General features: G+C 55.3%; 9 protein-coding genes and 2 pseudogenes. 4 read left to right on the top strand and 7 right to left on the bottom strand.

What is annotated here, in order from left to right; translation table 11 throughout:
* Positions 1-142 precede the first annotated feature (142 nt).
* Complete coding sequence (locus tag ENTHG_RS17400; protein ID WP_044182630.1) at positions 143-838, top strand: FadR/GntR family transcriptional regulator; 696 nt, start codon at positions 143-145, stop codon at positions 836-838.
* A gap of 11 nt (positions 839-849) precedes the next feature.
* Positions 850-2,278, top strand: a pseudogene (mdtD, locus tag ENTHG_RS17405) (multidrug transporter subunit MdtD).
* Here mdtD and rbsR read toward each other — a convergent pair.
* The 7 genes from rbsR to kup all read right to left on the bottom strand — a co-directional run bounded on the left by rbsR (position 2,244) and on the right by kup (position 10,122).
* Positions 2,244-3,236 carry a ribose operon transcriptional repressor RbsR gene (gene rbsR, locus ENTHG_RS17410; RefSeq protein WP_106403316.1) on the bottom strand — a complete coding sequence of 331 codons (993 nt, stop codon included), beginning with the start codon at positions 3,234-3,236 and terminating at the stop codon, positions 2,244-2,246. The pseudogene mdtD and the gene rbsR overlap by 35 nt on opposite strands.
* Before the next feature lie 3 nt (positions 3,237-3,239).
* Positions 3,240-4,169 carry a ribokinase gene (gene rbsK, locus ENTHG_RS17415; protein ID WP_044182637.1) on the bottom strand — a complete coding sequence of 310 codons (930 nt, stop codon included), beginning with the start codon at positions 4,167-4,169 and terminating at the stop codon, positions 3,240-3,242.
* A gap of 58 nt (positions 4,170-4,227) precedes the next feature.
* Positions 4,228-5,118 (bottom strand): ribose ABC transporter substrate-binding protein RbsB, encoded by an 891-nt coding sequence (gene rbsB, locus ENTHG_RS17420; protein ID WP_044182641.1) that lies wholly within the window; start codon positions 5,116-5,118, stop codon positions 4,228-4,230.
* A 26-nt stretch (positions 5,119-5,144) separates the two neighbouring features.
* Positions 5,145-6,110, bottom strand: a complete 966-nt coding sequence (rbsC, locus tag ENTHG_RS17425; protein WP_044182644.1) for a ribose ABC transporter permease — start codon at positions 6,108-6,110, stop codon at positions 5,145-5,147.
* Positions 6,111-6,115: 5 nt separating this feature from the next.
* The gene (gene rbsA / locus ENTHG_RS17430) at positions 6,116-7,621 is read right to left on the bottom strand and encodes a ribose ABC transporter ATP-binding protein RbsA (RefSeq protein WP_044182647.1); all 1,506 of its coding nucleotides are present in this window, start codon (positions 7,619-7,621) and stop codon (positions 6,116-6,118) included.
* 7 nt (positions 7,622-7,628) lie between these two features.
* On the bottom strand, positions 7,629-8,048 hold the full coding sequence (gene rbsD / locus ENTHG_RS17435; protein WP_044182651.1) for a D-ribose pyranase: 420 nt from the start codon (positions 8,046-8,048) through the stop codon (positions 7,629-7,631).
* Between the two features lie 205 nt (positions 8,049-8,253).
* The gene (kup, locus tag ENTHG_RS17440; protein WP_044182654.1) at positions 8,254-10,122 is read right to left on the bottom strand and encodes a low affinity potassium transporter Kup; all 1,869 of its coding nucleotides are present in this window, start codon (positions 10,120-10,122) and stop codon (positions 8,254-8,256) included.
* A 234-nt stretch (positions 10,123-10,356) separates the two neighbouring features.
* Between kup and ravA the strand changes: the two genes are divergently transcribed.
* Positions 10,357-11,856 (top strand): ATPase RavA, encoded by a 1,500-nt coding sequence (ravA, locus tag ENTHG_RS17445; protein ID WP_044182657.1) that lies wholly within the window; start codon positions 10,357-10,359, stop codon positions 11,854-11,856.
* Positions 11,850-12,366: pseudogene (locus tag ENTHG_RS26460) on the top strand (vWA domain-containing protein); the annotation flags it as partial. The gene ravA and the pseudogene ENTHG_RS26460, both read left to right, overlap by 7 nt.

The raw sequence follows: 12,366 nt of genomic DNA on the forward strand, positions 1-12,366 counted from the left end.
TTCAAAAAATTTTCCGACCGTCTCTTTTTTCAACAAAGCGCGGTAAAAAGCACCATAAACGGGTCAATTTACCGTTTTTGCCCCCCTGAAAATGGCCACGGTGGCATACTGTTGGTGAATAAGAATATAAGGAAGCATATAAATGGCTTTAAACGCGCAACAGCTTGCGGCGCAAAAAAACCTCTCATGGCTGCTGGCCGAGAAGCTGGCGCAGCAGATCCTCAAAGGAGAATACCTCCCAGGCGAAATTCTTCCTGGTGAGATGGAGCTGGGCGAACAGTTTGGCGTGAGCCGTACGGCGGTGCGTGAAGCAATAAAGACACTAACGGCCAAGGGTATGGTGCTTCCTCGTCCGCGCATCGGCACACGCGTCATGCCGAAGGAGAACTGGAACTTCCTTGATAAAGAGCTGCTGGTCTGGTGGATGAGCGAAGATAACTTCCAGGAGGTTATTCAGCACTTCCTTATTATGCGCAGCAGCCTGGAGCCTCAGGCCTGCCAGTTGGCCGCAACGTTAGGCAGCGCCGAACAAAAAGGGCAGCTCAACGCCTTAATGGAAGAGATGGTTTACCTGAAAAAGCATTTTAACCGTGAGCGCTGGATTGAGGTCGATATGGCCTGGCATGAGCATATCTATACAATGAGCGCCAATCCGTTTCTTATCTCTTTCGCCGCACTGTTTCACTCTGTTTACCACACTTACTTCAACGCGATTACTCAGGATCAGGTAGTTAAGCTTGATCTGCACCAGGCTATTGTCGATGCCATTCAGGAGAGTGATGGCGAAAGTGCTTTTCTGGCATGCCAGGCTTTACTTAAGGCACCTAACGCTCAATAACAGGACAATGCATGACGGTAAAAAAAGCACGCAGTATGGCTGGCCTGCCCTGGATTGCGGCCATGGCCTTTTTTATGCAGGCGCTGGACGCTACCATTCTGAATACGGCCCTGCCCGCCATTGCGCAAAGTCTCGATCGCTCTCCCCTTGCTATGCAGTCTGCCATTATCAGCTATACGCTGACTGTTGCGATGCTTATCCCCGCGAGCGGCTGGCTGGCAGACCGTTTCGGTACGCGGCGCGTCTTTATGCTGGCGGTAACGCTCTTCACGCTCGGTTCACTGGCCTGCGCACTCTCTACGTCTTTGGCCTCCCTGGTGTTATTCCGGGTAGTGCAGGGAATTGGCGGCGCTATGATGATGCCTGTGGCGCGCCTTGCCTTATTACGCGCCTATCCCCGCAGCGAACTACTGCCGGTTCTTAACTTCGTTACCATGCCGGGACTGGTAGGGCCGATTCTTGGCCCGGTGCTGGGCGGAGTACTGGTGACGTGGGCGAGCTGGCACTGGATATTCCTGATTAATATCCCCATTGGCATTGCCGGGCTGCTGTATGCCCGCAAATACATGCCAAACTTCACCACGCCGCATAAGCGTTTCGATATGGGTGGATTTTTTCTTTTCGGCCTGAGTCTGGTGCTCTTTTCTATCGGGATGGAGCTGTTTGGCGAAAAAATTGTCGCCAGCTGGCTGGCATTCGCCGTCATCATAAGCGGCGTGCTTTTGTTCCTTCTTTATTTACGTCACGCGCGACGCCATCCCACTCCGCTGATTTCACTTCATCTTTTTAAAACCCGAACCTTCTCCGTGGGTATCGCCGGGAATGTTGCCTCGCGTCTGGGGACGGGCTGTGTGCCGTTCCTGATGCCGCTGATGCTGCAGGTGGGGTTTGGTTATTCCGCCATTATTGCCGGTTGTATGATGGCGCCTACCGCAATGGGTTCAATCATTGCCAAGTCACTCGTGACGCAAGTGCTGCGCCGCTTCGGGTATCGTAAAACGCTGACGGGCATAACGCTGATAATTGGTGTGATGATCGCGCAGTTCTCATTGCAGTCGCCATCAATGGAGATCTGGCTGCTTATTCTGCCGCTGTTTGTTCTGGGGATGGCAATGTCTACCCAGTTCACCGCCATGAACACGATTACTCTTGCCGACCTGACTGACGAGAACGCCAGCGGCGGCAACAGCGTATTGGCGGTAACGCAGCAGCTCTCTATTAGCCTCGGCGTCGCCGTGAGCGCGGCAGTATTGCGGTTCTATGAGGGTTTCGACAGTGCGAACACGGTTGAACAGTTTCACTATACCTTTGTGACGATGGGCGCGCTCACGCTGGTTTCCGCGCTGGTGTTCATGCTGCTAAAACCAAAGGATGGCCGTAACCTTATTAAAGAAAAGCATTAATACTAAGCTGACCCCCGCACCATCAGCACCGGCGTAAGCTGTAGCCGCTGCTGCTGTTGCCCGGGGTCGGCGATGCGATGAATAAGGACGTCTATCGCCAGCTCGCCCAGTTCATCTTTCGCCTGATGGACGGTCGTTAAGGGCGGCGTCATATAACGCGCCAGTTCGATATCGTCGTAGCCGACAATCGCCATATCCTGCGGTACGCGCAGTCCTGCCTGATACAGCGCCTGATACGCGCCAACCGCCATGGCATCGTTACCAATGAACACCGCCTGCGGGCGTACTTTAAGAGTCAGCAGTTTTTGCATCGCCTCAAAACCACCGCCAAATTCAAAGTCGCCGATGATTTCATTACCTTCATGAATTTCCAGCCCCGCCCGCGCCATCGCGTCACGATAGCCTTCCAGCCGCAGGCGAGCCGGAGTTTTATCCAGCGGCCCGGTGATACAGGCGATATGCGTATGGCCTTTATCAATCAGATATTGCGTCGCCATTGCGCCGCCGAGCAGAGAGTTATCCTGAATCAGGTCGCTATCGCCATCAAAGGGGGACCAGTCCATCATAACGGTGGGGATAGAAGGATAGCGCGCAATGATCTCTTTTGACGGCTGATGGGTTTCCGTGCAGAGCAGCAGCAGCCCGTCGACGCGTTTTTGCATCAGCGTCTCCAGATTACGGTTCATGCGCTGCTCGTCGCCTTCGGTATTACACAATACCAGGCTGTACCCTCGTTCGAAGCAGCTTCGCTCCACGCCGCGCACCAGCTCTGAATAGAAGGGGTTGGTACTGGCGGTAATCAGCATCCCTATTGTTCGGGTCTGCTTAATCTTCAGGCTACGCGCAATCGCGGACGGCGCGTAGTTCAGTGACTTGATTGCCGATTCGACTTTTTCCCGAATGGCATCGCTAACGAAACGGTCATTATTGATGACATGAGATACGGTGGAGGTCGATACGCCCGCCAGACGGGCAACATCCTTCATGGTGGCCAAGCGTTACCCCTGCTGACGTAAAAATTCATCGATCTCTTTGCGCCACGGAACTGATGGTTGCGCGCCTTTGCGGGTAACGGCGATGGCCGCCGCCGCGTGAGCAAAACGGATAGCGTCATCCAGAGCGCGTTTTTCCAGCAGCGCCGTCATCAGAGCGCCGTTAAAGGTATCCCCGGCAGCAATGGTATCAACGGCTTTGACTTTAAAACCCGCAACGCGTCGCCCCTCTCCTTTTACGCTGGCCCAAACGCCACGGCTGCCAAGAGTGATAATCACGGTCTCAATACCTTTGGCATGTAGCGCCTGCGCCGCGCGCGCCGCATCGCTGTCGTTTTCAACGCGAATACCCGTCAGCTTTTCTGCCTCTGTTTCGTTAGGCGTAATGATATCCACCAGCGCCAGAAGATCATCTGATAATAACCGCGCGGGGGCAGGGTTCAGTGCGACGATGGTATGATTTTCATGGGCGATGCGGGCCGCCGCCAGCACGCTCTCTACCGGCGATTCTAACTGCATTAAGAGCACATCCGCCCCGGCAATAAGATCGCGCTGCGCCTCTATACGCGCCAACGAAAGCGCAGCGTTCGCGCCAGCATGAATACCGATGACATTCTCACCTTCCTGGTTTACGAAAATCAGCGCCACGCCGGTGGATTCGCCAGCCACCACGCTAACCGGAGCAATATCAATATTGTCGGTCTGTAGCTGGTTACGCACGCGTTCGCCGGTATCGTCATCCCCCGTGCAGGCAATAAAAGCAATATCCGCGCCGCTGCGCCCGGCGGCAACCGCCTGATTTGCGCCTTTACCACCAAACGCAACCTGATACTGGCTGCCGGTTACCGTCTCTCCGGGTTGGGGGAACGATTCAAGGTTAAGAATGTGATCGGCATTAATACTGCCGAGGACAACAAGTTTGCCTGCGGTTTTCATGTGAGCGTGTCCATTAAAATGCGCCGTCAACAAGTGACGGCGCGAGCCCTGCTTTTCTTTATTGTTTGATGACCAGTTTCAGATCAACCGGGATTTTCGCGTGGACTTTTTCGCCTTTCAGCACTTTGTCCGCGGTTTCAACCCCTTTAACCCCAATCTGCTCCGGCAACTGAGCGATGGTGGCAGCCATTTTGCCATCATTAACCGCTTTTTCGCCATCCGGCGTGCCGTCAAAGCCGACAACCATCACATCTGTTTTGCCCGCGGTTTGCAGGGCACGCAGCGCGCCAAGCGCCATCTCGTCGTTCTGGGCGAATACCGCCTGTACGTCCGGGTGCGCCGTCAGCAGGTTCTGCATGACGTTCAGCCCTTTAGTACGGTCGAAATCCGCCGGCTGGCTGGCTAACACGTTGAATTTATGCGCTGCTACCGCCTGCTGGAAGCCTTCGCCGCGCTCACGCGCCGCAGAGGTCCCGGCAATGCCCTGCAGTTCAATCACTTTCGCGCCTTCGCCTGCTTTTTTAGCGATATAGTCGCCAGCAATTTTCCCGCCCAGCACGTTATCGGAAGCGATATGGCTCACCACCTCGCCTTTCGCTGCGGCACGGTCAAGAGTGATAACGGGGATTTTGGCCTGGTTTGCCATTTTCACCGCGTTGCCTACCGCGTCGGAATCGGTAGGGTTGATAAGCAGCAGTTTGGCGCCGCGCACGGTTAAGTCCTGCACGTTAGCCAGCTCTTTGGCGGGGTTGTTCTGGGAGTCCAGCACCACCAGCTCATAGCCCAGCTTGTCGGCCTCTTTCTGCGCGCCGTCTTTCAGGCTAACGAAAAACGGGTTATTCAGCGTGGAGATAACCAGAGCGATGGTATCTTTCGCCATGGCGTTGGCGCTAACGGTGGCGCTCAGTGCGACAGCAGAAACCAGAGTGGCCAGTTTTTTCATGTTCATATCATGATGTCCTGTAGTGTAGGTAATTACTGCTTTTTGTTATCTACCAGCACCGCGAGCAGAATCACCACTGCTTTAACGATCATCTGGTAATAGGAAGAAACGCTCAGTAGATTCAAACCGTTGTTCAGGAAGCCTAAAATCAGCGCGCCAATCAGCGTCCCGACGATACGCCCTTTCCCGCCCGCAAGGCTGGTTCCGCCCAGCACCACAGCAGCGATAGCGTCCAGTTCATAACCGGTGCCCGCGTTAGGCTGTGCTGATGAAAGGCGCGCTACTTCGATGATGCCCGCCAGCGAGGCCAGCAGGCCGCACAGGGAGTAAACAATGACTTTCACCTTATCGACGCTGATGCCTGACAGCCGGGTTGCGGCTTCGTTCCCGCCCAGCGCATAGATATAGCGGCCCAGCCGGGTATGGTGCAGCAGATACCAGGCGGCGATAAAGACAATCGCCATGATCCATACCGGCGTCGGCACGCCCAGCGGCCGCCCGATACCAAACCAGCCAAAGACGTCGGCGTTATCGGTAAAGCCGGTATTAATGGGGCTGCCGTTGGTATAGACCAGCGTCACGCCGCGCAGCAGCAGCATCATGACCAGGGTGGCGATAAAGGCCTGAACCCGCCCTTTCGCCACGATGGTGCCGGTTACCGCGCCTACGGCAGCGCCTAATGCAAGTGCGGTGGCAACGGCCACCAGCGCGTTAACTTCCATGCCGACGAGCGACGCGGCGACCGCACCGGTCAGCGCCAGCAAAGAACCGACGGACAGGTCGATCCCGGAGGTTAAAATCACCAGCGTCATGCCGACCGCCATAATGGCGTTAACAGAAGTCTGTTGCAGGATATTCAACAGGTTATTGACGGTAAAAAAGTTCGGACTCATGGTCGATACAATGGCGATCAGCACCAGCAGGGCAATCAGCGATTTTTGCTCCATCAGCCACGCTTTCGTGAAATAACGGCGACCAGAAACAGCCTGGGTAGTCATCTTTTTTACTCCTGATTCACACGGTTAAGCTTGCCCACAGCGGCAGCCATCAATACTTCCTGAGTGGCCTGCTCGCGTGTGAATTCACCGCCGAGGCGCCCTTCATGCATCACCATGATGCGATCGCTCATGCCCAGCACTTCCGGCATTTCTGATGACACCAGGATGATGCTCAGGCCATCGGCCTTGAACTGGTTAATAAGCTGGTAGATCTCTTTCTTGGCGCCCACGTCCACGCCGCGGGTCGGCTCATCAAGGATCAGCACTTTTGGCCGCGTCATCAGACCGCGAGCAATCGCCACTTTTTGCTGATTACCGCCGGAAAGCAGGCCTATCGGCTGTTCCATGGAGGGGGTTTTGACATTAAACAGGCGGATAAAATCACTGACCGCCTGCTGCTCTTCTTTATGCTTCACGTTACCGCCGCTACGGCTGAAATAGCGCAGCGCGGTCAGCGACATATTCTCTTTCACCGACATGCCGAGCACTAAGCCGTCACGTTTGCGATCTTCGGAGATATAGACGATACCGTTGGCAAGGCCATCCTGCGGCGAACGTACGATAACTTCGCGCCCGTCCAGGGTTACGCTCCCCCCGGTACGCGGCAACGCGCCATACAGTACTTTCATCAGTTCGGTACGCCCGGCGCCCATCAGTCCCGCAACGCCAAGGATCTCCCCTTTACGCAGGGTAAAAGAGACGTCTTCAACGCCGGGGCCGCTGAGGTTGGCAACGGTAAGACGGGTTTCGCCAGGGGCCTTATCCAGACGAGGGTACTGGTCTTCCAGCTTGCGCCCCACCATCATTTCGATGAGCGTATCTTCGCTTAAGGAGGCAACTTCCCGCTCTGCGATAAACTGCCCGTCGCGGAACACCGTCACATCATCGCAAATCTCGAAAATCTCTTTCATGCGATGGGAGATATAGACAATGCCGCGCCCCTGCGATTTCAGTTCGCGGATCACGCGAAACAGGGAGTCGGTTTCGGTATCGGTAAGCGCGTCGGTCGGCTCATCCATAATGATGACCCGCGATTCATAGCTCAGCACTTTGGCGATTTCGACCATCTGCTGGTCGCCGATCGACAATTCGCCCACCAGCCTGCTGCTTTTAAAGCGCAGATTGAGTTTTAACAGCAGCTTGTCGGCCTCGGCGTACATCTTCTTCCAGTCGATTTTGCCAAAGCGGTTAACAAACTCGCGGCCAAGGAAGATGTTCTCGGCAATGGTGAGCTGCGGGATGAGGTTAAGTTCCTGATGAATAATACCGATGCCCGCCTCCTGTGAAGATTTAGGGCCGGTAAACGTGGTCTCTTTTCCCAACCACAGCAGCGAGCCCGCATCACGAGAGTAAATTCCCGTGAGCACCTTCATCATGGTGGACTTACCCGCGCCGTTCTCCCCTACCAGCGCCATAACGCGGCCCGGATAGACATTCAGCGCCGCGCCGGAAAGCGCCTTTACGCCGGGAAAAGCTTTATCGATACCTTTAAGTTGCAGTAGTGCGTCCATACCAGCCTCAGAAAGTGACGCCAGCACAAAGAATGATGTTCGCATACGGGGAACACTCCCCGCTGCGAATCACCGCCTGACTGTCTGCGGTCTGTTTTTTAAATTGTTCGTGTGAAATATAACGAACATCAATGGTATTTCCCTGGTGTTGTTGCAGTTGCTCAAGCGACTTGAGTACCGTTTCGTGGAGCTGCGGATTATGTTGTTGAATTTCCGAGGCCAGAATAGCCGCTTCAACCTGCATCTCGGCGGTCACCACTTCCAGCACCTGCATAAAGGAAGGAACGCCGTGGGTTAAGGCCATATCAATACGCGTGGTCTGTTGGGGCACCGGCAGGCCAGCATCACCAACAACCAGGGTATCGGTATGCCCAAGACGGGAGATAACCGACGAGATTTCAGCGTTAAGAACGGTACCTTTTTTCATTTTTATGCTCCACTAGCGAAACGTTTCGCTGGCGGCAGTTTACTTCGTGTGATGTTCAGAAAACCATCATGACGTAACAGAATTGTGATCGCAGTCGAAACGTTTCGCTAACCAAAACGCGGGGCCGTATCGCCGGGCGGAAAAGAGCCTCGCCGGCCTTAGATGAGCGTCATTCAGGCGGCGCAGAGGCCGCCTGAGAAAGGGGTTAAATCTCTACCTGCGTGCCCAGCTCAATCACCCGGTTGGGCGGGATCTCAAACTGGTCGGGGGCGCGAAGCGCATTTCGTTGCAGCACCAGATAGAGCTTGCCGCGCAGGCGCAGATACCAGGGGCGTTTGCCGATGATCAGCGACTCGTGAGACATAAAGAATGACGTCTCCATCATCCGGCAGCTCAGCCCTTCCAGGCCGCAGCGGTGGAACACCTCTTCCACGTTCGGCGTCTCCCGCCAGCCATAGCTGGCTACCACTCGCCAGAAGGTAGGAGAAAGCTGTTCAATTTGCACCCGGCGGACATTGTGCACATACGGCGCGTCTTCCGTTCGTAGCGTTAACAGGATGACCCGCTCATGCAGCACCTTGTTGTGTTTGAGGTTATGCATCAACGCAAACGGAATCACGTTCAGCGCACGAGACATATAGACGGCGGTGCCCGGCACGCGAACCGGCGGCGATTTCTCCAGCGAAGCGATCATCGCCTCCAGGGAATTGCCATGTTCATGCATGCGGCGCAGCAGGCGGAAACGTTCGCTCTTCCAGGTGGTCATGATCAGGAACATCACCAGGCCGAGGCTTAACGGCAGCCAGCCGCCGGAAAGGATCTTATCGAGGTTGGCGGAAAAGAGCGGAATATCGATACAGAGAAAACCGGTAAGCACCAGCGCAACGAACAGCTTATTCCAGTGCCAGTTTTTACGCGCCACCGTCATCGACAGAATAGATGTCAGCACCATCGTACCCGTTACCGCGATACCGTAAGCCGCAGCAAGGTTACTGGAGTGTTCGAAGCTGACAATGACAATCACCACCGCAAAGTAGAGCAGCCAGTTGATAAACGGAATATAGATCTGCCCGGACTCCATTTCCGAGGTATGAATAATCCGCATCGGCGACAGATAGCCCAGCCGCACCGCCTGGCGCGTCAGGGAGAAGACGCCGGAAATCACCGCCTGCGAAGCGATAACCGTCGCCAGGGTGGCGATAATCAGCATCGGGATCAGCGCCCACTCCGGCGCCAGCAGGAAGAAGGGGTTTTTAATCGCTTCTGGTGTTTTCAGCAGCAGCGCGCCCTGGCCAAAATAGTTCAGCACCAGTGACGGCAGCACCACCGAAAACCACGCCAGACGAATAGGAAGCTTGCCGAAATGGCCCATATCCGCATACAGCGCCTCTACCCCGGTAATGGAAAGCACTACCGCGCCAAGGGCAATAAAGGAAACGGTCTTATATTCAAGGAAGAAATGAACCGCCCATGCGGGGTTGAGGGCATGCAGTACATCAGGGTTGCTGATGATACCCCGCACGCCGAGTACCGCCAGGATCAGAAACCACGCCAGCATAATGGGCGCGAACAGCTTACCGACAAGGCCGGTGCCGTGCTTCTGGATGGCGAACAGCAGCGTTAAGACCAGAATGGAGAGCGGCACTATCCAGGTGTCCAGCGAAGGCGCGACAATTTCCAGCCCTTCAATAGCGGACATCACCGAGATGGCGGGAGTTATCACCACCTCCCCATAGAAAAAGCTGCCGCCAATCAGCCCCATAATCACCAGCACGGAGGTCATCCGCGCCGAGGTGTTGCGCCCGGCCAGCGACATCAGCGTAAGGATACCGCCCTCTCCCGCGTTGTCGGCCCGCATGACGAAAGTCAGGTATTTGACGGAAACCACCAGAATCAGCAGCCAGAAAATGAGCGATAAGAAACCAAAAACGGCATCACGCTCCACACCAAAACCAAATTGACCAGACAAACATTCACGAAGAGTATAAAGCGGGCTGGTACCGATATCGCCGTAGACAACCCCAATAGCCGCGAGCGTTATCGCGGGCAACGATTGCTTATTATCAGTGCTCATAGACTAATCTTTTGTTGGAAAGACAAATGTGTGCTTAGTCCCTTGGCCCACAAAAAGCGCACAGTATGCACGATTCTGTGATAAATCGTACCCCTTAATTGCGGCCCTCATAATCTGGCGCAAAGAAAATAAAGCAGTGGTTCAGTCTATTACAGGGCGTTGCCTCTCCCCTGGTATAAATGGTTATACTCGCACAAACAAGCCGCACTCATGGCGAAAGGATGCAGACTAATTATGGCTCAACCACACTTATTAGCAGAAAGAATTTCCCGCTTAAGCAGCGCGCTGGAAAAGGGGCTTTTTGAGCGTAGCCACGCTATTCGCCTGTGTCTGCTGGCGGCGCTCAGCGGAGAAAGCGTTTTTCTACTCGGCCCGCCGGGTATCGCCAAAAGCCTGATAGCCCGCCGCCTGAAGTTCGCCTTTAATAACGCCCGCGCTTTTGAATATCTGATGACGCGCTTTTCCACGCCGGAAGAGGTGTTTGGCCCGCTCTCTATTCAGGCCCTGAAAGATGAGGGGCGCTACGAGCGTTTAACCCAGGGGTATCTGCCGGAAGCAGAAATTGTCTTTCTTGATGAAATCTGGAAAGCCGGGCCGGCCATTCTCAATACCTTGCTTACCGCCATTAACGAGCGTCGCTTTCGCAACGGCGCCAGCGAAGAGAAAATCCCGATGCGGCTGTTGGTGGCGGCCTCAAACGAACTGCCGGAAGCGGACAATAGCCTTGAGGCGCTGTATGACCGCATGCTGATTCGCCTGTGGCTGGATAAAGTGCAGGAGAAGGGTAATTTCCGCTCAATGCTATTAAGCCAGCAGGATGAGAGCGAAAACCCGGTCGCTGCGGATTTGCAAATCAGCGATGAAGAGTACCAGCGCTGGCAGCGGGAGATTGTGCAGGTCAAGCTGCCCGACCCGGTTTTCGAACTGATTTATACGCTGCGCCAGCAGCTTGACGCCCTGCCCAATGCACCCTATGTATCCGACCGGCGGTGGAAAAAAGCGATTCGCTTACTGCAGGCCTGCGCCTTTTTCAGCGGCCGCGATGCGGTCGCCCCTGTCGACCTGATCCTGCTTAAAGAGTGCCTCTGGCATGACGTAGAGAGTATGCGTCTGATGCAAAATCAGATGGAAATATTGATGACCGGGCACGCGTGGCAGCAGCAAGCAATGCTGACCCAACTGAGCGCCATCACGCAGCGCAATATCCAGCTCCAGCAGCAGCAGAGCGATAAAACCGCGCTGAAAGTGACGCGCCAGGGGGGCATGTTCAGCCGCCGCCCGCATTATGATCTGCCGGAAGAGCTTGAAGACGCGACGCTGACGCTTTTACTGCAACAGCCGCTCAAGCTTCATGATATGCACGTTATTCATGTCACCATTGAGCGGGCCGCGCTGGCGCAGTGGCTGGCGAAAGGCGGGGAAATTCGCGGCAAGCTTAATGGGATTGGCTTCGCCCAGACGCTTAATCTTGAGGTGGATACCAGCCTGCACCTGGTGATCCGCGACGTCAGCCTGCAGGGATCGCGGCTGGCTCTGCCAGGCGGCGCGGCAAAAGCGGAGGTACCGGAAGAGATCCGTTTGCAGCTGGAAGCGCTGGATACGCTCTGGCACCAGCAGCACACCCTCTTTAGCGAACAGCAAAAATGCCTGTTCATTCCCGGCGACTGGCTCGGTCGCATTGAAGCCAGCCTGCAGGATGTGAGAGCGCAAATTCAACAGGCGCTTCAATGCTGACGCTGGATACGCTCAACGTACTGCTGACGATCGGCGAGGAGACGATAATCGAAGACCTGATTATCGCCCTGCTCGCCTCGCCGCAATTGGTCGTTTTTTTGAAAAATTCCCCAGGCTTAAAAACGCGATAACCGATGATCTTCCCCGCTGGCGTGAAGCGCTAAAAAAGCGTCTCAAGGAGGCGCAGGTGCCCCCGGAGCTGGCCGACGAGGTACTGTGTTACCAGCAGAGCCAGCTACTTTCGACGCCGCAGTTCGTGGCGCAACTACCGCAAATCCTGACGCTACTGGATAAACTTCGATCCCCTTTCGCCGCCCAGGCGCACACCATGGTGGAGGATAACCCCCAGTTTACGGCCGCGCTGCATACCCTTTTTCTGCAGCGCTGGCGGCTAAGTCTGGTGGTGCAGACCACCACCCTGAATCAGCAGCTATTAGATGAAGAGCGCGAGCAGCTGCTCAGCGAAGTGCAGGAGCGCATGACCCTGAGCGGCCAGCTTGAGCCGGTACT

Origin of the sequence: Phytobacter massiliensis JC163 (assembly GCF_000321045.1) — a bacterium.
GTDB lineage: Bacteria > Pseudomonadota > Gammaproteobacteria > Enterobacterales > Enterobacteriaceae > Phytobacter_A > Phytobacter_A massiliensis.